At 59.3% G+C, this 23,521-nt stretch carries 20 protein-coding genes; 12 read left to right on the forward strand and 8 right to left on the reverse strand.

Annotation, left to right across the window (positions count from 1 at the left end; translation table 11 throughout):
* Positions 1-83: 83 nt before the first annotated feature.
* The 4 genes from MCBMB27_RS29330 to MCBMB27_RS29930 form a co-directional block, all read right to left on the reverse strand.
* Positions 84-1,073: a metallophosphoesterase family protein gene (locus MCBMB27_RS29330; RefSeq protein ID WP_075382181.1), complete on the reverse strand. Its 990-nt coding sequence runs from the start codon at positions 1,071-1,073 to the stop codon at positions 84-86.
* Positions 1,073-1,672: a 3'-5' exonuclease gene (locus MCBMB27_RS28040; RefSeq protein WP_075382223.1), complete on the reverse strand. Its 600-nt coding sequence runs from the start codon at positions 1,670-1,672 to the stop codon at positions 1,073-1,075. The genes MCBMB27_RS29330 and MCBMB27_RS28040 overlap by 1 nt, the downstream gene beginning before the upstream one ends.
* A gap of 75 nt (positions 1,673-1,747) precedes the next feature.
* The gene (locus MCBMB27_RS28045) at positions 1,748-2,110 is read right to left on the reverse strand and encodes a hypothetical protein (protein ID WP_053622516.1); all 363 of its coding nucleotides are present in this window, start codon (positions 2,108-2,110) and stop codon (positions 1,748-1,750) included.
* 186 nt (positions 2,111-2,296) lie between these two features.
* Entirely contained in the window at positions 2,297-6,241 is a 3,945-nt protein-coding gene (locus MCBMB27_RS29930) for a tetratricopeptide repeat protein (protein WP_139231685.1), read from the reverse strand.
* A 378-nt stretch (positions 6,242-6,619) separates the two neighbouring features.
* On the opposite strand from MCBMB27_RS29930, the gene MCBMB27_RS28055 reads away from it, so the two are divergent.
* The 3 genes from MCBMB27_RS28055 (at position 6,620) to MCBMB27_RS29935 (ending at position 8,873) form a co-directional block, all read left to right on the forward strand.
* On the forward strand, positions 6,620-7,351 hold the full coding sequence (locus tag MCBMB27_RS28055; protein WP_159020403.1) for a M12 family metallopeptidase: 732 nt from the start codon (positions 6,620-6,622) through the stop codon (positions 7,349-7,351).
* A gap of 502 nt (positions 7,352-7,853) precedes the next feature.
* Entirely contained in the window at positions 7,854-8,501 is a 648-nt protein-coding gene (locus tag MCBMB27_RS28060; RefSeq protein WP_075382184.1) for a recombinase family protein, read from the forward strand.
* A 12-nt stretch (positions 8,502-8,513) separates the two neighbouring features.
* Positions 8,514-8,873, forward strand: a complete 360-nt coding sequence (locus MCBMB27_RS29935; protein WP_075382185.1) for a hypothetical protein — start codon at positions 8,514-8,516, stop codon at positions 8,871-8,873.
* Between the two features lie 48 nt (positions 8,874-8,921).
* Here MCBMB27_RS29935 and MCBMB27_RS28070 read toward each other — a convergent pair whose 3' ends face one another.
* Together MCBMB27_RS28070 and MCBMB27_RS28075 are read right to left on the reverse strand one after the other, a co-directional pair.
* The gene (locus MCBMB27_RS28070; RefSeq protein WP_075382186.1) at positions 8,922-9,482 is read right to left on the reverse strand and encodes a hypothetical protein; all 561 of its coding nucleotides are present in this window, start codon (positions 9,480-9,482) and stop codon (positions 8,922-8,924) included.
* Positions 9,479-10,264 carry a hypothetical protein gene (locus MCBMB27_RS28075; protein WP_139231684.1) on the reverse strand — a complete coding sequence of 262 codons (786 nt, stop codon included), beginning with the start codon at positions 10,262-10,264 and terminating at the stop codon, positions 9,479-9,481. Before MCBMB27_RS28075 ends, MCBMB27_RS28070 begins: the two co-directional genes overlap by 4 nt.
* A gap of 246 nt (positions 10,265-10,510) precedes the next feature.
* Between MCBMB27_RS28075 and MCBMB27_RS28080 the strand changes: the two genes are divergently transcribed.
* The 4 genes from MCBMB27_RS28080 (at position 10,511) to MCBMB27_RS28100 (ending at position 14,103) form a co-directional block, all read left to right on the forward strand.
* Complete coding sequence (locus tag MCBMB27_RS28080; protein WP_075382187.1) at positions 10,511-10,774, forward strand: hypothetical protein; 264 nt, start codon at positions 10,511-10,513, stop codon at positions 10,772-10,774.
* Between the two features lie 61 nt (positions 10,775-10,835).
* Positions 10,836-11,651 (forward strand): hypothetical protein, encoded by an 816-nt coding sequence (locus tag MCBMB27_RS28085; RefSeq protein ID WP_075382188.1) that lies wholly within the window; start codon positions 10,836-10,838, stop codon positions 11,649-11,651.
* Positions 11,652-11,743: 92 nt separating this feature from the next.
* Entirely contained in the window at positions 11,744-12,064 is a 321-nt protein-coding gene (locus MCBMB27_RS28090; protein WP_075382189.1) for a helix-turn-helix transcriptional regulator, read from the forward strand.
* A gap of 1,556 nt (positions 12,065-13,620) precedes the next feature.
* Positions 13,621-14,103: a hypothetical protein gene (locus tag MCBMB27_RS28100; protein WP_075382191.1), complete on the forward strand. Its 483-nt coding sequence runs from the start codon at positions 13,621-13,623 to the stop codon at positions 14,101-14,103.
* Positions 14,104-14,263: 160 nt separating this feature from the next.
* Here the strand turns inward: MCBMB27_RS28100 and MCBMB27_RS28105 are convergent, their stop codons facing one another.
* Positions 14,264-15,178, reverse strand: coding sequence for a LysR family transcriptional regulator (locus tag MCBMB27_RS28105; RefSeq protein ID WP_075382192.1), 915 nt, complete (start codon positions 15,176-15,178; stop codon positions 14,264-14,266).
* Positions 15,179-15,258: 80 nt separating this feature from the next.
* On the opposite strand from MCBMB27_RS28105, the gene MCBMB27_RS28110 reads away from it, so the two are divergent.
* Both MCBMB27_RS28110 and MCBMB27_RS29940 read left to right on the forward strand, forming a co-directional pair.
* Entirely contained in the window at positions 15,259-16,425 is a 1,167-nt protein-coding gene (locus MCBMB27_RS28110) for an MFS transporter (RefSeq protein WP_083683961.1), read from the forward strand.
* Between the two features lie 197 nt (positions 16,426-16,622).
* A complete protein-coding gene (locus MCBMB27_RS29940) occupies positions 16,623-17,024 on the forward strand; it encodes a hypothetical protein (RefSeq protein WP_139231683.1) in 402 nt (133 codons plus the stop codon).
* A 48-nt stretch (positions 17,025-17,072) separates the two neighbouring features.
* Here the strand turns inward: MCBMB27_RS29940 and MCBMB27_RS29945 are convergent, their stop codons facing one another.
* Positions 17,073-17,594 carry a hypothetical protein gene (locus MCBMB27_RS29945; protein WP_139231682.1) on the reverse strand — a complete coding sequence of 174 codons (522 nt, stop codon included), beginning with the start codon at positions 17,592-17,594 and terminating at the stop codon, positions 17,073-17,075.
* Positions 17,595-18,074: 480 nt separating this feature from the next.
* Here MCBMB27_RS29945 and MCBMB27_RS28980 point away from each other — a divergent pair, with 480 nt between their 5' ends.
* From MCBMB27_RS28980 to MCBMB27_RS29950, 3 genes are all read left to right on the forward strand, one after another.
* Positions 18,075-19,622, forward strand: coding sequence for an SPASM domain-containing protein (locus MCBMB27_RS28980; protein WP_083683963.1), 1,548 nt, complete (start codon positions 18,075-18,077; stop codon positions 19,620-19,622).
* 253 nt (positions 19,623-19,875) lie between these two features.
* Positions 19,876-21,975 carry a prolyl oligopeptidase family serine peptidase gene (locus tag MCBMB27_RS28120; RefSeq protein WP_043350109.1) on the forward strand — a complete coding sequence of 700 codons (2,100 nt, stop codon included), beginning with the start codon at positions 19,876-19,878 and terminating at the stop codon, positions 21,973-21,975.
* Positions 21,976-22,838: 863 nt separating this feature from the next.
* On the forward strand, positions 22,839-23,387 hold the full coding sequence (locus MCBMB27_RS29950) for a hypothetical protein (RefSeq protein ID WP_139231681.1): 549 nt from the start codon (positions 22,839-22,841) through the stop codon (positions 23,385-23,387).
* Positions 23,388-23,521 lie beyond the last annotated feature (134 nt).

Here is a 23,521-nt window from a genome sequence, read left to right on the forward strand (position 1 = left end):
CCCGGATCGAAATCCAGTGTACAAGATCCTATCACTGCATCAATGACACAGCATGAGGAAGCGCTTCGAAGGTATCCAATTCCCTACGGGCATGGTGGTCTATCGAGGAGATCGTCGAGATCTTCACCCGAGGCCAAGCCCAAATTGGCATGACTGGCGTGCGGCGTGCCGCCGATGTTCCTCCCCGTCGTTCTCTCTTCAGGGAGAGGATCCGCGACGTATGGTTCTGGCTCGGGAACGTCGATTTCGATCACGAGGTCTGGCCTGAAATTCGGTCCCTCTAGCGGATTCGAGATCAGGCGGGTCCTGCCGTAGGTCATGTCGTACCCACGATGAACATGCCCGGCGATCCAGATCGATGGCTGCAGTTCGGGAGGCATTTCGCGAAGGAAATCGGAGGCATAGAAGCCCGGCGCCCACCACGGTATGGGGCTGTCCCGATAGAGATCGGCAGCTTCCGCCAGCGGCGGAGCATGGGTCACTGCGACGGTTGGGCGGTCGGCTGCTTCGATCAGGCCCTGCAGGATCCTTGCTCGATCTACCGCATGGGCACCTACGGTCTGATAGGGCCCCCATTCGCCATCAGCGTTTTGGATCGAACCAGAGAACTCGCGAGGAATGGTCGACATTCTCATCGCGTGAGTAGCAGCATAGGCTGCAGCTCTAGCTGGTGGGACATCTGGCCTCCAGCGGCCAGAAATGGCCCAGTCACCCCATAGAGTTGCCCCGACGAAGACGACATCGTCAATCTCGACGATTCGACTGCCTGCGAGGATATTTATTAAATCTCTACCGGCCTCTTCGTTGATCAAGATGGCTGCTCTATTCATCTCCTCAAGAAGGTCCCGCATCGTGCGCGGATCGGCATGATTGCGCCGATAGTAGTCGTGATTGCCTGGGACGATCACTGCCGGCCGACCGCCAGCCAGCTCGGCAATGATCTCGACCGTTCGGGACGGCTCGCCTTCGTGTCCGTCTCCGGCAAACACCAGGACGTCGAAATCGGCGGCGATCGCCGGTAGCGGTAGGGTTCGCCGCTCTAGATGCAGGTCGGAGATCGGGAAGATCCGCATCAGGGCACCAGAGAGAAAGCGCTCGTGGGGTTCGGCGCCGGCGCTCGGAAGCGCGTCGCCAGCTCGCGGTAGATCGCGATCGTGTTTCGGGCGTCGACGAGCGCGCCATGGGGGCGGCCGTCAAATTCCAGCCCGAGCTCCTGCAGGGCTCGCGATACCGACGGCCGCTGGGTAGCACCCGTCAGCAGCATATAGACCTGGCCGAGATTGATGGAGGCAGGGCCAGGGAACGGGTTCGGTATCCCGGCAACCTCGCAATCGCGCTCGATCGCCGACCAGTCGTCTCCCCATGCAAGGGTCGCTTTCCGCCCTGGGCCGTAGGTCGCCACGACCGTTCGCATGACCTCTAGGAGCGGCCGGCCGTGCCGGCGGAGCTCACCGGCCGTCAATCCGGTCAGGGCCGTGCAGAACGGTGACACCTCGGACGAGGCGGGTCGAACCAGATAGCGGTCCTCGCGTACGATCTCGAGGTTCCGGGGATCAGCTTCGACGATCCCAATCTCGATGATCTCACGTCTCTGTCCGGCTGGAGGGTGCTCCTCCCAGCAGGTCAGTTCCAAATCGATGCACAGGAGGCGGTCGTAACGGAGGGCGGCCATGTCGAGAGTCTGCCTGGGACCGACGAAAAACGCCAAGTGACTGATAGATTGATAGATTTTTCCGGGCTTGCGAGCTCAGAGGTCGGGTGGCGGTTCGACGGCCTCGTCGATCGCCATTCTAAGGGCCGCAACCGCTTCTGCTTTCTGCCAGCCCTGGCTGCCGGCTCGCTCGAGCCAAATCTCGACATAGCGCGTAGCCGAAATTGATAGCCCATCCGGATCCTGGGATGGCCGCGGTACGCTCAGCTCCTCCAGGAGGTCTAAAAGCCGTTGGATCGGCGGCGGCATGGGGACGTAGGAGGCGGCATCGGGAGAGAACGACCAGCGGCGTACGGTTACCTCCGACACACCGATGTAGGTCGCGAAGGCGCGCAGATTGAAACCTAGGCGGTCCAGGCGGAGCCCGAACGTCGAGAAGCCCCTTCGTCCGCTCACCATACCGGTTGCTCCCCTTAGGCGGGACTTGTAGTGCGATATGTACTAAAAAGCAATGATTCAGTACCGATTTTGCGAAGCTCAGTTTGCTGGCACTCACTCCATTAACCGGTTCGCCATGGGCTGTAGAATGATACGGATGGTCAAACCCAACCCCATTCCCTTTGCTCTTGAAGAAATAAAATCTGCCTAAATACTATCCGCAACAAAATGACCGATCGTCCAATTGCATATATATTGGTATAGATCCGGTGTATCTCGCGCCCAAGTCAATGCGGTGCGTAGAATCTTGGCGTAATCATGGCGTCGTCCACGCAGCAATTGATCCAAAAGATGTCCTGTGACGGGTTTCCGAAATTCTGCGGTCTGCCGATCCCTCCACAAATCAAACATGCACATAACGCAGACGTTCAAATGTGATGGAGCATCAGCTTCGGTGCCGCCTATCACGCGGCTTAGGATCGTGAACAGTGATCCCGGATTCATTGCGGCTACGCCTTCTAGGCGTGCGGCGTGCGCAAGGGCCGGTGCATTCACACCAAGATAGCTGTGTCCTGCTTCGATGAGCCAAGCCGACCAGCGGACGTAGGCGTCCATGTCGATGTGCTCTGCCTCTAAGGCGGCGCCTATAACCGCATGGACCCATGCACCGTTTGTCCCGGTCAAGATCCGTTGAAACTCGCGAGCTGGCAGATCATTCGTTATAAGCAGCGTGTCGCCTTGTACTGCGAGTGCTACCGCATCGAGGGCATCCGTCCGTCGATTCTTTAGAAAGTTGCGTAGCTCGGCTGGAAGTGTATCGCCGATAACAAGCGGTGCAATTTCAGCATGGATCTCAAGCCACGCGATGGCATGATCTATGTCATCTATTAGGCCGGTGAAGGTTTCCGCAGGAGTTTCAGTTACGCTGATACGGCCATCGGGGAGGTAGCCTGCGCTTTGATGGCCATGTATGGCGCCGTCCCGCAGCCTCTCCCGCCGCGCACGGAGTCGATCAATCACGCTTCTGGGTACACGAATGGGGCCGCAGGTGGCGACAACAGCGTCCAGGGCGCCGAGCCGCCAGCAGGTCCAAAACGCTAGGAGGTCCAGTACGCATCCGCGTTGTCCGCGTTCTTGGATGGCTGCGGTTGTAGTTTCGCGTTCGACGGCGTTGCCCGCAGTTACCTTGAGCGCGACGCCGCGAGCGGCGAGGCCGCCACTTACATCGATGGTGTCCGCGCCGACGCGGTCTGCCAAAACACCAAGAAGCATGAAGCCGTTTACGTAGCTCTCTTCTTCTCTCGTGATCCAATCATGCCGCGCCTTGAGTTGGGCGATGAGGCCATCGAGGCCGTTAGGTTGCTCAAAATCAACCGTGACGCTTTTGAAGCCAAATATCTCGGGAAACCGCGTAGAGTGGTGTTCCATGACGTGATGCAAGCGAGCCACGTATTTGTGGGTCACCTGTATGATCGTCCCCTCTCGCCCGTCAGGTCCTGTAAACGCTTCGCCTGTACCGCACCCTGCTAGACATCGCGCTAAAGCATGATTTGGCTCCCAGGAGTCAGCATCGAGCCGGCGCAGAGCTATGTCAGGCTCCACCACAAAGAAGGTCTCTGTCCCGTCCACGTATCGCAGTTTAACCGCGGCGTTTGGGCCGACTGTTGTGACCGTCCATGGGCCAGGTATCTGCTCGTCACCACGCCCTTCTTCGAGGACTAAAGTTGAAAGGGTCATCCATGCCTGTGAAAGGTCCCGGTGCTCCAGGAACAGGCGATATGCAAGCGCAGCGGCTCGCTCCACGTAGCCAAAATGGCCGAGGAGTGATGCGACACGGAAGAGATCCTGCACGTCACGCCAGACGAGCGTCTCCAACGGCTTGTCGAGCTCTGCGAAGACAGCGGCGGAACAGTTCTGACGGACAAGAATTTCGAGCTTCAGCAGCCGTGCTCGCGTCTCGTTAGGATGTTCGGCTAAGATTGCCTCAACAGCCGTCAGAGAGGCTGGTAGATCATCCATATTCCAGGCATGAGTTGCTTCCACCCAGCGGATCTGTAAGCTGTTCCGTACGTTCGGTGATGTCCGTGCTAAAGCGGCGATAAATGCCTCGTCCCGCCGTGCGCCTGCCAAACTCTGCAGATAAAGTTCGGTCGCTGGGCTAGGGCGTCCTAGATCGACATGGCCCTCTAGAAGATTGGCGGCTGCATCCGGTAGGTCGTGATTACGTAACTCATCCGCCAGCTGATAACGCGCTGTCATCGAGAGGTCGGTCTGAACACTCGCCGCAAGTGCTAGCATTTTCTCTTGTGCAGGTTGCGCGTCCTCAATCCGCTTCCGGCTGCCACGGATTTCTAACAGGCTTGCCGTGATGTCTTCGGGATCGCTCGCGCGTAAAGCTGCCACCGCTCTGGCGAGCTGGTCATCGTTGCCCAGACGCAGGGCCATTTCGCCGACCAACTGCCACCTTATTGCCTGCAGCCGGTCGTCGAGGCCTTCCTCATCAATGGTGAGGATGTCTCGCAAGGCTTCTGCAGTTTGCCCCTGCGTCGCACGCAGTTCGGCGCGCAAAACCTGATTTTCGGGATCGGTATCATCGGCCAACAGCGCGAGCGCGTCTCCGGCCCGATTTTGAGCGGATTGTACGAAGGCACAGAGGCGGCGCAATTGCGGCTCGTCGCCGACCCGCGGTAGTGCCGCAAGCAAAAGTCGCTCGCTTTCTGCGAAGCGTTCACACAAGCGCAGGAGCACGGCCGCGTTGTTCACATAGGCAATTAGATCGTGCCGGTGGGCGAGTTCGATATCGAGGCAATGTTCTGCTACAGCCTTCATATCGTTGGCTGCACTGTTCAGTTCCTCTATAGTGATCGGACCGAAGCCACCTGGGATCATGGTGCCGGATTCAATCGCCAGGGCCAGAACAGCAACCCCACGAGCGCGGACGAGATCTGGAGCGTCCGGGTGACGGCGCGCGATCTCGATCGTGCGCTCAGCCCAACCTGGCAGGTCTCGCCGCCTTAAAAATTCAACTAGCCCCAGATCGGCCGCTAGGCTCCCTGCGAGATCAGCGGGGATCAGAGTTTCAGGATCGCCTTCCCAATCTGAGCGGGCAGCAGCTTGGAGTAGATAGGCGATAGCGTCGTCGACACGCGGCTCAGCGGTCATGGCAGCGCTAGCCGCTTCCATAGCCTCCGCGTATCGACCTTGTATCGTCCGGGCGAGCGCGAGGTTGGCAATCGCTTTCGGATCGTCCCTGCGCATCTGGTAGGCCGCCTCGAACCGGACGGCAGCGTCGGCTTCGCGACCCAAATCGATAGCTATAGAGCCAAGATTGGTTTCAATGCGGAAACGAGCATAAGGCTTGTCGGCGAGGTTCTCTCTCTCCAGCAGTCGTTGTAACCCCTTCTCAGCTTGAAGTGTCAGCCGTTGCTCTGTGAACAGGTCCCGAAACGTGTCGATGCGCGCATGTAGCGCCGGATCCTCATCGTTTTCAGAGCGTGGACCAATATCTTGCTGGGGGACCGGCAGCCCACCGCTGCGCATCTGCTCCATCACTTGCGCCGCAATCAACGTGGCTAGATCAGTGGTTGCAGGTGGCTCGGCATTCCGAGGCATGTGCGTCGCGAGTGCAGCCGGGAAAAAGGCATGGTAGGCAGCGTCGTGGCGGCAGATCATCTGCTGCAACTGACCCCAGCCGTAGAGAGCGATTGTGAGATCGTGTCCTTCGGCGCGGAGCTGACGTTCGACAGCGAGTGCCGCGTCGGTTGCCCCGGTGTCATCAGGGGCCGTTGTGGCAAAAATCAATTCTTTTAAGCCAGCTTCAAGCTTAAGCGCTGAGCGAGCATCGGCTAAGATTTTAGTTTGCTTCAGCGGCTTATCGTATCGGCGACATTGAATGCCAACGAAATGATCCGGTCGTCCACCGCGGCGACCTAGAATGTCTATGCCGCCTTGCGCTTGGCCGTGACGGCCATATTCTTGAGTATTCGGGTCGCCAAGTTCCTCAATAAATAAAACAACGCACTGCCTTTGGAACGTCTGCCAATCGAGTGGCTTTGGAATCTCAAAAGCTAGGCGCGTGGCTAATGGTGGCCGTTCACGCGCCGCGTCAATCTGAGGTAAATTCTTGTTTTGTTCTTTGGTCAATGAAGGCACGGGCTCAATGCAATAGGAGATGACTGAATGAGTGTTCCAAGCTTTAGGTGCTGAGTTCCAGCAGCAACGGCAACCCAACCGAGTTCCCAATATAAGCCTGATGCGAGATTGAGACCAGTGGCCTTACAGCTCTTGGTATAGCATCGGGTTCGTCGGTGCGCCTCCCGTCCCCTTCCATCTGAGGTGTGCGTTGTCTTTCTCCAAAGATGCCTACGAGGCGGCTGTCCAAGACACGCAGTCCAAACTTGCACAATTGGGCAGATGCTTGTCCGCCCAAGCCTGGAGCTCTGGCGAATAATTCGCATCAAGGCCCAATTTCAAGTTGTGATTGTCGCGGGAACTCGGCATAAATATAGTGTATGCGAGAGGGTCCCTGCAATGAGTGCATCGATTTCTGGAGAAGACCCGCACTTTGAAGGCCTTTCTAATCAGGTTGTAACTAAAGACCGATTTGGTCGCCCTGTTGTCGAAATTGACGACATGTTGTTTCACTACAAGGGCAGCAAGATGGCCGCCACTGGCGGCCGCCAGTGGCCAAAAGGGCGGATACCGATATCATTTGATGGTATAAGTGAGGATAGACAAGCGCAAATTCGGCGTGCGGCTGATTTATGGGCGCCAGCTGGTATCAAATTTCCGGATAAAGCTGCGAACGACTATGCGTATCTTCAAATAATAGCATCAAAAGAAAGAAACCTTACTACGGTTGGGTTTGGCATGGTTGGCCCGCATACGTGCGAATTAGTTTCGTGGGGTGACATTCCAACCTTGGCGCATGAACTGGGTCATGCAATAGGTCTTGAACATGAGCAATCCAGATCGGATAGGAACAATTACATCGTAGTAAATATCGAAAACCTAACAAAGTTTGGAAATGATCAATTTGCTAAGTCGTCAAGAATAGTACATCAGACAGAATACGACGTCTCATCGATCATGCACTATAAGCAATTTGTTTCAGACAAAAGGTTTGTTATCGACCCGGAAGAACCAGTTTTCTACTTGAAAGAAGGTGTTGTTGTGACCGGACGCGCTGGGATGGGGTCTGCGCCCACGAAGCTTGATCTTGAGGGTGTCGCGAAGTTCTACGGGGGGCATCTCGGATCCTGATCAACTCGAAGCGCTTATTGTGGATGGCCAAGCGGTTGAACAGAACGGCGTGCCAACTCGGGGAAGGCGATCGAGCAACGGCGCCGGGACAACGCTTGCAGTGCGCGGTCTGCAGGACCCTGCCTCCGGCTGCGATGCGTCCTTGTTAGAAGGGGCGGACACCACTCCCGGCCAAGCGTCAGTTGGACGACCTTTTGCTCCTGGTTGCTACCGAGCGCTCAGATCTCTCGCAAAGCCTGGACGTGCGGCTGATTGAGCGGACACATTATATATATGGCCGCACACAGCGGAGGCGGCCCGGCGCCTGCGTGAGGTGCATAGATGCGGTCAACTCGGAAAACGGACCCCCTTTCCGAGTTGCAATTTTGTGACTTCCCGGCGCCAATGGGATCAGGCACTTGGGAGTTCGGAAAGGGTACTCGGAAACTGGGAGGCCCAAACGGGGCTTGAAGCCGCCGTTTTCCTACCCCTAGTTAAGGGGCGGCCGGGGAATCAGGGATCGATGGCGAAGCAAGTCGGTTACGCCCGCGTTTCGACCCGGGACCAGAACCTCGACCTGCAGCTCGATGCGCTCCGGAACGCGGGAGTGCCTGACGAGCTCATATTTCGGGACATCTACTCCGGTGCCAAGGAGGCACGGCCAGGCATGCACGCGGCGATCGCCGCGGTCGAGAAGGGCGACACTCTGGTCGTCTGGCGGCTTGATCGCCTCGGCCGGAACACCCGGCAGTTGATCTCGACAGCAGAGGACCTGAAGGGGCGAGGCGTTGCCATACGCTCCCTGACCGAGGGCATCGAGACTGGCGGTTCAATGGGCCGCCTCGTCTACACGATCCTCTCCGGGATCGCCGAGCTGGAACGCGAGGTCATCATCGAGCGGACGGTTGCCGGGATGAAGGCCGCTCGGCAGCGAGGGACTCGTATCGGTCGCTCGGAGAAAATGACTCGCGATCGGACGATCGAAGCCGTTCGCATGCTTGCAGAGGGGAAGGGCTGGAAGCCGACCGCTGAGTTGTTCTCGGTCTCAACAGGGACGCTCTCGGGAGCCATCCAGAGGCATGGATTAAGCGAACAACTTGTCCGGCTCCGAAATGAAGAGGCTGTAGATCGCCGAATGATGCGGCGTCAGCAGTCTTCCATTGGTCTTTGAAGTCTGTTCGACATGCAGACTTGGCGCAAGTCTGAAAGGGAAATTAACGAGCTGCTTAGCAAACTTGTTGCAGGAGAGCTTCCCGATTCGAAGCTCTACAATTCGGATGAACTACGTCGACTCGGTTACCTTGCCGAGGTCGCATTGTTTCTGCTGGAGCCACGAGACGCAGATGCTCTGTCTGGTTTTGTAGACCGGATTCGAGCACTGGAGCCCGTCTTAGATCAAAGCACTATCGCATTGATCCCATGGAACCGCTCACGACCATATCCTCGTGGCCTGGATGAAATTGCAGATAGATGGAATATTTCTCCAGGCATCGACATCGGGCGATTTCGCTCAGAAGTAGCCAACAGCACACATCTTGATTGACCCTTTCAATTTCTAAATTGAACGATTAGTTATCGGTGGAGTGTTCGTTCAAGCGGTTGGCGGTGGGCCTGTCACAGCCTCGAATTGCTCCATCATCGAGAGTTGTCCCGCCTTGCTTGGTATCGGCAGGTCGCCTAGGCCGATCACGTTCATGTTCAACATGCGCCCGAACTTCTGGACATTCCGATCATCTGACAGGATAGCCGAGGCGCGGTTGACCCGTGCGATTGCTACGATCTGTCTGTCGTACTTGATCTTCGACCACAGCCCTTCGCCGCCGCCGCGCTTGTTGCCGGCGTCGATGGCCTGCTTCGTCATGACAGCCACCTCGAGGGCTGCTCGCTCGTCGAAGGCGGCCACCCTAAAGGAGGAAGATCGCGACAGCAGGTCGGTGTAGACCTTCATGAGGCCTGGGCCGACCCTCACTAGTGCCTCGCTCAGTGCCGGTGTCGGAACGAGGATCTTGGTTTTGGAATCCTCGATCTGTTCGATCAGACCGTCTACGCGTTCGCGCGCATAGTCGATGACGTGGCCGTCCGAGTCTGTCGGAACGCCGACGTTTCGAGAGACGAGCAGCAGCAGCGCGGTGGCGTCGAACGCGACTGTCAATGTGCGTCCTCGCCCTCGTCGTCGTTGCGCAGCTTCATGATCTCGTCCCAGGGATCGGCAACGTCCTCCCATCCGCTCCGTAGGGACCGCAGCTCGGAGACGACGCGGCTGAGAGGTTTGCTGTCGAGTGGCTCGAACCCGCCGATCAAGAAGCGGTCCAGGTTCCAGACGCCGTCTGCGTCGCGGGTCCATTTCCCCTGGCCGGTGAGGCGGAGAGGGCCGCCGAATAGGTGGTGGCCGAGTTCCCTGGCGATCTCGCGGCTCGCGAGGCACTTGCTGTAGACGGTGTCGCCGGCCTGGACGTGGACTGGTACGTTAGCTCCCGTGCCGCCTAGGCGGATCACCACCCCGTCGATCGCGCCGGCCTGCGTCACCGGTGGAAACGGCTCTGCCTCGACTGCCCACATGCCCGGGAAGTTCAGGATCTCGGCCGAGAGCTCGCCGTTGATCAACGCGCCGGTTGCCCGATCCTCGGCGAGGCGCTTGTTGATCGACCGGTAGGCGGCGATCGCCTCGACGGGGGCCGCGCCGTACCGGACCCCGCCGACGCGCGACATCACATTGACCAAGAACGCCCCTCTGTCGACAACGTGCACGATCTCGGTGCTGCCTGCCTCGAGGCGCAGGAAATGGACGTTTTCAGGGCTGCCGAGAATGACCGCGAGATCCCGCATGTACTCGGCGAGCTTCTCCATCGGGATTGTCGAAGGCGTGAACGCCCCGATCTTGAACCGGAGCGTCACACCATCAGGCAGTGCGCCGTATCGTATGAGATCGCCCACGGCCTCGAATTCTCCCGGGACGGATCATGGCCGACCCACCGGAGGCGTCAAGGCCGGCAAGGACCACCGTGACATCGCACACCCTTATCTGGTGAAACCCATATACCAAATGAGGGAGCGCGATTGAGCGCGCGTGTGGAAGTGATAGCAGGTAATGCCTTCTGCTATCCTTTTCACACAGCACTGGTGCACGACTACCGCGTCGGGGTCTAGATCGCAGCCGTCGGTTGTGGCTACCTCCAGTCCATGGCCGACGAACTCACCATCGGATCGCTGCTGAAGTCGAAGGTGATCACCCCTGCCGAGCTCTCTGCAGCCGTCGGCGCCTATCTGATGGACCCCGCCGCGGCGGATTTCCGGTTCGGGGAGGGACACGTCCTCGACCTCGCGACGGCCGTCGATGCTCACGAACCGTCGCGCAGGGCGCTGGCCGATCCGAAGGCAACGGCTGCGTTCAAGCGCACCATGGTCCAGACCGCTATCATCCTGGCGCGTCCGAGCAAGGGCTAAGCGGTCACCTCTTCGACGTGCCCTCTGCACCCAACACAGGCTATCACGAGAGAATAAGTCCATGCCCGGCACCCCGATCGATCTATGGGACGACAAGACTTTCGATGACGAGCTGATGGCGGAGCTTCGCCGCGCAGCCGGGATGATCCGGGACTACTTCATGACGGAGCGTGCGAATTACGAAGCGTACTGTGCTCCGGACAATAAGGACTCCCTCTGGGAAAATCCGCACGGCCGCGCCTACACACATTTCGTCGAGGATGTCCTCACACCCTTGATGGCGGCCAAGTCGGTCCGTGGATGGCACTACACGCGCATGACCGACGCCGAGGTCGAGCTGTTGCGCCAGCGAGGCATTTACCTGTCGAACCTTGAGATGATCCGGCACCGGCTGGACAGCCTCGTGGCCGCGGGGGAGATCACGCCGGAATTGGCCGACGTGCTGTTCTCGGATAGCCCTTTCCATCACGACGAGATGGGCGGGCGGACCGGCAAATTCTGGACGGTGTCGCAGCCGCTGCCGGTCACCCGGAGCGACGTCACCCCGCTTCTGCGCAGTTGGGGAGGCGAATCTATCTACTGGCGTGTCCAGGATGCCGATCTCCAAGCCTCGCTAGCCAGGATTGGCAGGCCGCGAGTGCTAGAGATCGCTACTCCCCTTGATGCCGGTACGGAGGCGTACTCGGCTGCCAAAGCCGTGGCGCGCACGTTCGCGATGTCGCTTGGCTGCAAGGTCACCAGGGAGCACCTCGACCTACAGGTCGTTCGCGCTCTCGGACCGGAAGCCGTTCTCGCGGTCCATACAGAGGGAGACGAGGTCTACCCAAGGATCGCCAGAGGGTATCCAGCTGGCATCATGGAGGAGCACGACGGGTAGCTCAGCACGGCGTCAATCTACGCGACGTAAGACCATCGCAAAAATGATCGTTATCCCATACATTGCGGGCCACAAGGTATGGGATAGCGATCATGAAGACGGCGGCGATCATCTCCACGGAGGAGCTCGAAAGCCTCCGGCTCCTGGGGCAGCGGGTGCGGCTGTCTCGCCTGAGGCGGAACTTGACGCAGCAGGAGCTAGCCGAGCGTATGGGTGTCGGGCGGCTTACCGTCGTCTCCCTTGAGAAGGGCCGACCTGGTGTCAGCCTGCTGACGCTCCTAAAGGCACTGACCGTTTTTGGCTACACGGAACGGCTTGGCGACATACTGGCCATGGATCCGATTGGAGAGGGAATGGAGATCGTCACCGGACGGCAACGTGCGGCTCACGTTTCCGGGGTTGCTGATTTCTAAGCGAAAAATGTGATTTGTCATGCAGATGGCAGCGCAATGATAATAAATCTTCCCACGCAAGAGAGCCTTAACAATGTTGCTCTTAAGACATACTACCGGGCTTGGGATGATTTATTGATCGTATTTTCTGAATTCTATCTTATGTTCAGTGAGTCCAAAACTATCGCTGGTGCTAGAGAGATGTATTCTATAGAATGGGTTGACTACGTAGATAATACCCAGGCCGACCTACAGTCTGTCTGCTCTTTGCTACAACAGTCCATGGAATTGGCGCTAAAAGCGAGAGTCTGCGGCATCAGTCCATACCTATTGCTTCTTAATAATGGAATGAAATTGTCGACAACGAGCAAAATGGTAGATTTCTCCGTTCTAAGAACGCTAGATGCAACGGATCTTCCGGGCGCAGTAAACACACTAACTAACGAACCGCTGTCAGATGATTTCATTGGGCGATACACGAAGCTAAGATCGCTAAGGAACAGGATAACTCATCTCGGGGAAGCTGGCGTAAAATTAGACCCTGATGACATGGTTCGACTTGCACTATCTCTATACATAGATATTTGGCCAAATAGGCAATGGTTGCCGGATCGTCTGGATTTTGCCTCACAAACGAGACATGCTTGGTTCTATGACGGAAAATATGCGTCTACACATATGGAAGTTATCCAAGAGTGGAATTTCTGCATTCAAATATTTACGAAAGGGGAATTTAAGAGTTTAATTGGCCATCCAAAAACAGAAAGACGATTCCGATGTCACCATTGTGTTTATGAAGGGGACACACGGTACGCCGGCTTTGATGATCTAGATATTGGCACTGCGTATCTAAATAAAGATAAATGCTCGGTCACTTGCGTCCTGTGCAAAGGGACATTTCAAGTCGAACAGAAAAAATGCCCCACCTGTAAAGGGACGATTATAGGCGCCGCTGACGACGATTTTAAGGGGTATTGCCATACATGTGGAACGGATACATTAGATGAGCAATTTAATACCTGATGCGCCCGCATCATGCTTCGAATACAATGAGCCAATTATAGACTAAAGTTCAGATTTAGATGACCATTCACCCAAATCAACTTGCCGCTTCCTTGCTGGCGGCTACCCACATCGCAGACCGACACCTGATTGCTTCCTTTGCCGCCAATCCCAGAACACATCTGGCGCCAAATCCATTCGCACAAACATGCGCAGGCGCTGTGCGCCAAATCTGGCGGCAGCGAGCTACTGAATTCGAGTCCTTCGACGTCCATGTGGCGGGACTTTCCTGCCTACTGAGAGCTCTAACCGATATGAGCATAGATGAAGTGCTCGTCCAAGAAATCTTAAGAGAGGGTCGACATACCGCGAATGTGTTTCATCGTGGCGATGGAGTGTGCATTGTAGGCGCGGTGCTCTACGGAAAACCGGGAATTGCTCTGCCTGTTCTGCCAGCGGTTAAAATCACCCGAGCGGTATCTGGCAGACGTAAACGGGGTATAGCGGACCAGCTCGACCTTTTTGGATGAAGCAATGGGTCCCGCCCCATACTTTCCCTTCGATCTGGTGCCGCGATGCCCATCCTGACTGACCGTCAGCGTATCGAACTCGCTGTCTCCGCCTACTTCCTCTACTCCCTTGCTAGCGCACCGGGCGTCTTCGTTCCGGCCGGTCCGGCCCTTGAAACGCAGGCTGACGCCGATGTCGCCGACCTGCGGGAAAATCTACGGGTCGCCTGCCTAGAGCCTTTCGCCGACCTAACCCCTACGAAGAAGCAGGCTCTCTTGCGTCGTCTCGATCGTATCAAGCGGCAGGCAGCCTGTGACTGGCATGAGCGTCCCGCCCTTGGCTTGATGCTCATGCTATGGTGCTTCCTTAAAGATCTAGTGGACCGCGAGGTCTTGATCCTGTGGGAGGGATCCGCGATGGATAAAGCCATGCGGAAGCTCCTGCCCATGTTTGAACATGGGTTTGAAGAGCAAAGGGAGGAGATGGCAGCCTGCGAGCGGGCATCTGCATTGCTTGGCGAGCTGCAATCAGAGGGTCTGTACCTTTAGATCCAAAGTCCGGACGTTCGGAATCGATGCCAAGCTCTCCCGCTTTCGGTCCCTCTTGGGCCTCCGTCGGCGCTTCTTCGATGCGGCCGTTCGTCAGCAGTTCGGTGACTTGCGTGCAGGAAGGAAAGCTGGGCGTCGGAAGGCTCGAGAAGCCCTTATGTTAAGCCGTTTCGCCCAGCCCTTGATTACCGAGACCGATCGCCTGTTCCGCTGATGTCACGAGCCATGCGCTGATGCACTCGGCAGTCTGATCCCGGGGATCGCGCCAGCGCGCAATCTGCATTTTCGAGCAGGTATGCACCTCGTCAGGCATCGCCACCGCTATGAGACGCCGGTGCCGTAACGCATCCGCAGCAAGCGGCGAGCGCGCCAGGGCTACACCGTTGCCGTCCACCGCTGCCTGCAGCGAGCTGCCGATGTCGCGGAAGCGGATCGCTTCATGACCGACGCGGCCCCGTAGCCAGGTCGCCCAGGACCACTCCCGCCCGGTTTCCTCACCCCGACGGCCCTTCGCGAGCAAAGGCAGCGAGTGCCAGTCTTGGTCCGCGCCTTTGGCGTCCAGCAGGCCCGGCGCAGCAACGGGAAAAACACTCTCGATCGGAAACGGCAGCTCACAGGGGACCACGAGCCGGCCGACCCGCGGCAACCAGAGCAGCGCAAGATCAACCTCAGCGCGTGCGGCCTCGGCCGCCGTGTCCCAAGTCGCAACCTCAACAGAAAGATCCGGGAAGGCAGCGCACAAAGCAGGCAGGCGCGGCGACAGCCACCATGCCAACAGAGGCCCGCTGAGGCCAAGCCGGAACACACGTTGTCCGGACTGCCCCGCGATCCGCCGCCGCATGCCTGCCAATGTACCCAGCAATGGGCCCAGTTCCTGGGCTAGCCGCGCACCCGCCTCGGTGACGCGCAAGCCCGGGTTGAGGCGTTCAAGCAGCGCAACGCCGAAGTAGTCCTCCAGGGCACGGATGCGGTGGCTGATGGCGCTCTGCGTCAGCCTAAGTTCGTCGCCGGCCAGCGTCATGCTGCCGTGACGCAACACCGCCTCGAAGGCGAGCAAAGCGGCAAAGGGCGGCATCTGGGGCGAGCGGAGCGACACATCGCATTAAATGCATTCATGCGAGGCGGAGCAATGCTCATTTGCTGCGGAGACAGGTTATGCCTCATCCCGCTGCGATGCAGCACACCGCCGAACACGACACCTGGACCAACCGGAGCCGCTTGACCGCAGCCACGATTGGCCTCGCTGCTGCTCTGACGAACTTCGATGTGACGTCAGTCGTGGTCGTCCTGCCGTCGATCGGCACCACTCTCGGCATCCATGTGGCCAGCTGGGCGTGGATCATCGACGCCTATAGCATCGCCTTCACCGTGACTCTGCTCATCGCGGGCGCTCTGGCTGATCGGTTGGGCCGGCGACGCGCGCTTCTCCTCGGCAACGCCGGGTTCCTCATGGCATCCCTCGCCTGCAGCCTCGCCTGGAACAGCCCGCTGTTTCTGGCCGCTCGAGCGGCACAGGGTGCCGCTGCAGCCTTTCTCGTGACTGGTGGCTTCGCCTCGATCGCGACGGCGTTTCCGGCCCCAGAGGCCCGGGCACGTGCCTTCGGTATCGTCGGTGTCGCCTCGGGGATCGCCATGGCGATGGGACCGACCCTCGGCGGCATCATCGGCGCCAGTCTGGGCTGGCGGTGGATCTTCCTCGCCAACTTGCCATTTTGCGCTCTGATCACACTCATGGCGCCGCGCCTCGTGGCCGAGATGCGCGACGATACCGACAAGCGGCTGGACTGGCCCGGGATTGCGATCCTAACCCTGGCGCTGGGGCTCGCCATCGAGGCGATCCTGCAGGCCCGGCACGCGCCGATCCGTCTAGCCATCGGGCTTGCAGTGAGTGCCGGACTGATCGCGTGGTTCGCTGCTCGGCAGCGCCGACAGGTGAGGCCGATGCTCGACCCGATCGTCTTTGCCAGCCGGTCCATGGTCGGCGTGACGATCCTGTTGCTTGCTGTCTCTGTCGGCTACGTGGGTGCCTTTGTCGGAATGGCGTTGATCGGGATGGGGGCTGCGCTATCCCATCCGCAGCTCTCCGGAGCCGTCATTGCGCTTGCGCCGCCGGAGGTCAGTGGCATGGCATCCGCCCTAACCGTCGTTGCGCGACAGGCAGGCTTTGCGCTCGGTGTCGCCACGCTTGGAGCTCTAACCCCCGTACCCCTCCATGTCAGCGCTTTCGTCCGGCCCTTCGGAGCTGCAGCTGCGGCAGCGGCAGGTGGCGTCCTCGCCTGCCTTCTGTTGCCCTCCCGAATGACCGTCGGCGGCAGACCCTGATATGGACAGAGGCAGCGGCTGTCGCACGCGTAAAATCAGCTTATGGAACGGGTGCGCCAAAGGAGCGGACGGCTGCTTGCGACCCCATCCAGACGCTCAGACCACCCTTGGCCATTCTCAAAAGCGGCTGTTCGTCCGCCGCCCGGGAACTGCGTGTCAGACTGGAAACCTGAACTTGAGCGCCTCATGATACCACTATGAGAAGACGCACTCTCGTTCGCTCACTTGGTGCATCGGCCATCGGGCTGATTGCAGTTCTCGGTACCTGCTTCTGGCTTAAGCGTCCTGAGCACGTGTTCTTGCCAACTCTCGCACAGGGATTGCCTGCCGAGTTCCAGAAGGCCAACGAAATTTTTAAGGCTCGTGTAAACGAGAATTTCCCGGTTGGCTCATCAGCGACAGTGTTAGTACAGCGACTCCAGGCGGATGGTTTTAAGAAGCATGGACCATTCAGGGAAAAGCCTGACAAATCTGAAATGTATTCGGCAAACTTTGTGCAGCCGGGATTTCCTTGCAAGCTTACCTGGGCGATTTATTGGCGTTCGGAGAATGATAAACTCACCTTGGTGATGAGCAGCTACACCGGCACGTGCCTATGAAAGGACTATCCTTCGGCTCTCAAATACAATTCAAGGAAAATACCAGATCTACTTAGAAAGTTTCTCAATCCGGATTTCACATCGTTCTCTCCATGTGCGCGGCAAAACATTGACTGCCGCACTCGTCGGCAACGCATAAAATTCGAGATTTCGATAACTCCAGGCGTATGGATTGCAGCCCTTGAGCGCCGCGGTATGTAGAAAATTCTGAAAATCTTGCGGGGCTTTGCGGATAGATACGAAGAATGAGTGCTCATCAACCTCGTCCGCTTCAAACGCGAGGACAGCACGATGCCTAATACTATCTGCAATTAGCCCAACAATTATGGTCGGCACAAGAATGCCAAGGACAACGAATGCCGTCGGCCGAAAGACAGTCGGGATCATGTTCCTGGGGAACTTCATGACGACCAAGGTGGAGGCCACTACGGAGATAACGGCGATCACTCGCCAGAAAGGAATACCGAGCCGGTCAGCCCACCTCGTCGCAAGACCGATCGGTTGCAATGGATCGCCGAAAATCAACACGGTGAGAGTGAGATATGAAAGCGCCGCCAACCAAAGCTTCACTATCAACCTCTCTGCCTGAGCTTCCGTCTCTAGGCGCTTCAACCTTGAGAACAAAGAAGCGCACCGTGGTCACTTAACGCGTATTACTATGAAGGTCACTATGCGCGCCACGATGCCCGCTTCGAAGCCTTGCCGCCCGAAAGCAGACCAGCGGGAAACCACCCAGAGCAGCCATCCCGCTTCCAACCCGTGGCAGGCACTATGACCTTGGTCGCCTCTTCCCCGAAGCGACCATTCCTCGTCAGTCAGGCAACTCCGGCTGGGACAATGCGCATCTTGAAGCTCCGGTCGCGCCGCGTACCGCCTATGAGGGACGGCACGGAACTCGTCAGCCCGTGATCAACGCAGGGATGCAGACGAAAAAGCGTCCCCGAAACCTGTGATCCGTTTTTACAACTTGTAAGCCATATTCCTGCCTATGATAGGCGGAAGCTTCGCGCGGCAGGGGAGTAGCCCTCAGCCTGCGTGTGTGAAGACCACATGCCGATCACGCAGCAGGCAATTAATTCAGCGAGGCGCGCAGAGATGACAAGCACTGAGCGACCCGCCGACGAATTGGTGCCGGGCCTCATCCTGACTCAACTTTTCCGCGCCGAGGCGGACTTCCTGTCTGCCGTGACGGTGACGCTGGCTACCTGGGGACGCAGGCCCGAGGGAGAGGTGAGGCTGCGCCTCTCTCGCGAGCCACACGATCTCAAGCCCCGCCTGCGCTCGTGGACGAGCGTGTTCGGATCACGCCAACGCAGCTACTATCACGCCCTAAAAAACCAACACAGGGAACCCCTTGTCGATCTGACGCTCGCAGCAGACGAGATCGCCGACAACATGTCGGTCACGCTCCACCTGCCCAAGCCAGTCGTTCGCTCTGGCGATCTGCTCAACTTGACCATTGAGGCTGTTGGTTCTCGGCCCGGTGCCGCCACCACGGCATGGTTGTCGAGTGGGGCTGAGCGCATTGGTGGCCATGTCGCGCTGTATTGTAGACAATTCGATCAGCTTGAGTACGGCCTGCGCGCCAGCGCCACCTACATACCGCTGATGGCCGACACACCGGTCCCGACGCACCTGATGTGGAGCCCGGTCACGCAGTGCAATCTCAACTGCGTCCACTGCATCTCGCGCGATACGCGCAAGACGGTCCAGCGCTTGCCAGAGACGATCCGGGACCAGATCCGGTCCTGGGCCACTGCCGGGCACCTCAAGGAACTCGCGTGCGACTACAGCGGCGACATCCTCTGGGCGGACGCGCGCCACGGCGGCGAACTCGATTTTCTGATCGGCCTCGATGTGCCGTTCGTCATCGACACCAACGGCACCCATCTCACTCCGGAGGCCAGCGAGCGTCTGTCGCGTTCGAAGCTCGACCACCTGAGCATCTCCCTGGATGCCGCGACCGACGAGACGTTCCGACGCGTGCGCAAGGGCGCCCCACCGTTGGCTGATGTGATTGAGAACGTCCGTTCCACGGTCGAAGCGCGGGGGCGGGTCGGCGGCACACACCGCATCGCCATCAGCTACGTGTTGATGCGCAGCAACATTGATGAGTTCCCCGACTTCCTCCGACTCGCCCAATCAGTGGGTGTGGAGATCGTCTACGTCCGGCACCTGATGGCGTTCACGCCGGAAATGGAGACGGAGTCACTTTGGCACGAACGCGAGCGCTTCAACGCGGTACGTTCGGACTGGATTGCGCTCGCGAAGGACCTCGGGATCAACCATTTTTTCCTGCCGGAGCCGTTCGGGGCGGAGGAGGTCGGTGAACGACGCCATTGTTCCATACCTTGGCGCGGGGCCGGTGTGCTGGGCAACGGTGACGTGCTTGCCTGCTGTGTCCCGGGCTTGAAGATGGGCAACCTGCATGAGAACACGATGGAGGAAATCTGGAACGGCCCGCGCTACCAAGAGCTGCGCTGGTCGGTGAACTCTCCGAACCCGCCTCCGTCTTGCAGGACGTGTCCGTTCGTCCGCGACATCAACGATCCTGACAGCTACCTGATTCATGGGGCGAAGGCTCGGCTGGCAGCCTGATCCATGCGCCCGCTGGGTCAAACGCTATGCCCCAACGGGCTTTACGCGACGCGGCGGGCACCCGCGATATCAGGCGACGGGGCTGTCGCCAGTATTTCCGATGCTGGACGTCCGCCGCCGCCGACGACGTCGCCAGCGGTCGGCAGTGATGTTGAGCCGCGACGAAATTCTCGTCACCCGCCCACTGCGTCACCTTAACGCTCGCACCGTCCCCCGCTCGTGATCGACGAGCGCTCGGATTATTGTGACGGGCATGAGCCCATCGACCGTGACGCCGTTCGACCCAAGGCCCACCCGCGCACGGCCCGACGACGACCCGTATCTCTGGCTGGAGAAGATCGACGGCGTCGACGCCCTCGCCTGGGTCGAGGCCCGAACCGCCGAGACGCTGGCCCGCTACGGCGACGCCGCCTTCGCCCGTGACCGCGACCTCGCCCGCGACCTGCTCGACCGGCCCGACCGCATTCCTTTCGTCAGCCGTCGCGGCGGCTTGCTCTACAATTTCTGGCGGGATGACGCGCATCCCCGCGGCCTGTGGAGGCGGACCGACGAGGCGACCTACCGCGCAGGCGATCCGATCTGGGAGATCCTGCTCGACCTCGACGCGCTCGCCGCGCGCGAGAACGAGGATTGGGTCTGGTCAGGGTCGGTGCCCCTCCGCGACAGCTACGACCGCGCGATGCTGCGCCTCAGCCGGGGCGGCGGCGACGCCGTCGTCCTGCGCGAGTTCGACCTGCCGACCCGCGCTTTCGTCGCGGACGGCTTCATCCTACCCGAGGCCAAGGGCGGCGCGGTCTGGCTCGACCGCGACACGCTGCTTCTGTCCAGCGCGTTTGGACCCGGCATGGCCACGCAGTCCGGCTACGCGCGCACCGTGCGCCTCTGGCGGCGCGGCGCGGACCCTCTCGACGCCCCGGTCGTGTTCGAGACCACCGAGCGCAGCATGGGCGTCTGGGGAGGTGTGGACCATCAGACTGGAGTCGAAAGGCTGACGTTCGCCGAGCAGATCGGATTCTTCGACACAGCCCTGCACATCGGCGACCGCGAAGGCCCGCGCCTGCGCCTCGACCTGCCCACGCACGCGGGTGTGCAATTGCATCGTGACCGCCTCTCCGTGCGTCTGCGACGACCGTGGATCGTGGACGGCTTGGAGCACGCGGCCGACACCGTCCTGACGATCGGGCTGCCCGATTTCCTCGCGGGGGAGCGCACGTTCGAGGTCCTGTGGCGGCCGGGAGATAGGTTGGCGCTCCAAGGGGTGTTCTGGTCCGCTGGGCGACTGATCGTGGGCGCCCTCGACGACCTGCGGCCGATCTACACGGTCTGCGAACGGGAACCGGAGGGCTGGACGCGGCGGCCATTGCCTGGGCTGCCCGGGCTCGGCACCGTCGGCGTCTGGCCCCTCGATGATCACGCCGAGACCGCTGACGGCAGCCTGCTCGCCACCGTGCAGGACCCCGTCACACCCACGACGCTGCTGGCCTTTCCGCCCAGTCTCGACGCCCCCGCCGTGCTGCGTCGGACGCCCCCGGCCTTCGACGCGCGTGGCCTGCGCGTGACGCGCCACGAGGCGGTCTCATCGGACGGGACGCGCGTGCCCTATGTGCAGACCGGACCGGACGGGACGGACGGCGACGCGCCGGTCCACCTCACCGCCTACGGCGGCTTCCGGGCTTCGACGTTGCCGGTCTATCGGGGCGTGCTGGGCAAGCTGTGGCTTGAGCGGGGTGGGACCGCCGTGACCGCCAACATCCGCGGCGGCGGCGAGTTCGGCACCGGCTGGCATGAGGCGGGTCGCCGGGAGGGTAAGGCGCGCGCGCATGAGGACTTCGCCGCGGTGGCGGCGGATCTCGTATCACGCGGCGTGACCCGGCCGGGTCGGATCGCGGCGGAGGGCGGATCGAACGGCGGACTGCTGATCGCCAACATGCTGACGCGCTTTCCCGAACGGTTCGGGGCGCTGTTCTGCACGATCCCACTGATCGACATGCGCCGGTACGCCAAGCTCCTGGCTGGCGCGAGCTGGATCGCGGAGTACGGAGATCCGGACGACGCGGCCGACTGGGCGTATCTGGGCGGCATCTCGGCCTACCACGTCGCCGAAGCGGGCCGTCCCTACCCGCCGATCCTGCTGGCGACGAGCCGCGGGGATGACCGGGTACATCCCGGCCACGCGCGCAAGATGGCTGCGAAGCTGCGGGCCCTGGGGTACGCGGCAGCGTTCTACGAGCCCGCGGCTGGAGGGCACGGCTACGGCAAGGACAACGCCGAGACCGCCGCTTTCATGGCGCTGGGGCTGAGCTTCCTGAGACAGTCGATCGGCTGGTCAGCGTCAGCGCTACCGGAAGCCTGAGCGACAGGAAGCTTCTCGTCCAGACACCTTGTCTGATTCCGAACCAAGTTGGGCGTGCTGCCGATTCTTTGGGCTTCCCTTCTTTGGGCCTCCTGAAAGCGGTCAGCCTGTCCCGCGGCAAACTATGAACTCGGCCATCGCCGCAATGGCGGCAGCCATCTCGCCGGTGTCCCTCGTTCGTCGACGTCACCGACCTGTCGTCGACGGCAACGTCCATCCTGACGAGAATTTCGTCACCATCCACCGTTTCCTGCCGCCGCTCTTGCGGCCGAAGCTACTGCTTGGCACCTGCCGTGAGAGGCTGCTACCGACCCATGCAAGTCATTCACATGATCCGTGCCCCTTCCGGTAAGCGGACATCCGGCGCATAAAGAGCACCATCAATGCGACGACCGCCATGAGACGACAGAGCTTGCCCTTATGATTGGAGCTATTATTTTTTTTGCGCTGCTACCTGGCGCAATTGCTGTTATTGTTATTGGTGCCGTTATAGCGGCCAACTCTGCCAATAAGGAGTGATGCCGTGGGGGATAGCATCTTACGCTGAATGCTGAGAGAGGACGCTACTTCGAAATCCGTTCGAAGTGTGCGCTGCCCGTAAACAGAAGGTCGCGAATACCCACTGAGCAGCCGTCCCGCTTCCGACCCAACGCAGCCGCCTAGAACGCCATCGGCTCTCCTCCAAAGCGGACGATGGCCCGCCATTCAGCTACTTCGGTTCGTGGTGGGATGGGGATGTTGATCCATTTCTGGCAAGGACGTTCTGCCTGCGACGATCTTAAGAGTATGGAACCAAACGTATAATAGAAGTAAATTACATAAGCACGCGGGTCATCGCAACAGCACAAATTGAACGTATAGCAATGGCAAATAGAGAGATTTTCCGCTTCATTATCAAGCCGATCGCGATCACATTCGCACTGGTAATAGGACTCCCTGCTATCGGCATCTTGGCATGGCATTATTCAACAAAAAAAGAGCGGACAGTAACAATTCCTATTGATGCAAACATCGATCTTAATTTTACGGTAATTTGGAACTGGAGAATGGACCAGCGCGTCAGCATATCACGTGGCGGAAACGTAATCGCTGAAGCGGGCGAAGAAGTTTTTAAAAAGCCTTACTGGTCAGGAGGGCCTCTTTTCTCCAGTAAGGAAAATTCACATTACTATATAGTCCTGCGGTTTGGCGCATATGACATAGACGTAATCAGCGGAACTATCACGCATCGTTGTTCGCTCGATGCAGATTTAATTCGAAATCTTTCGTATCTCGGACAGTTTAGCCTCAAAGCAATTCCTCGAGACTCCGTCCGCGGGGAGGATGTAACGTTCACTCCTGCAGGCCAACGACCTCCGGAAAGAAGTGGCATGAGCAGCGATGATCTAGAATACAAGAGCCTCTGTGGGTAAGGCGTTTTTGAGACTAGGCGAGAATGTGACGTCCGCGCCAGTGCGCCCGCTGTCAGAAAGCGGACGGGCAGAAAACCACCCCAGGCGGCCAGTCCGATGGCGGCCCAAGTTGGGCATACAAGCAGCCTATGCTG

Source organism: Methylobacterium phyllosphaerae (genome assembly GCF_001936175.1).
GTDB classification, from domain to species: Bacteria; Pseudomonadota; Alphaproteobacteria; order Rhizobiales; family Beijerinckiaceae; genus Methylobacterium; species Methylobacterium fujisawaense.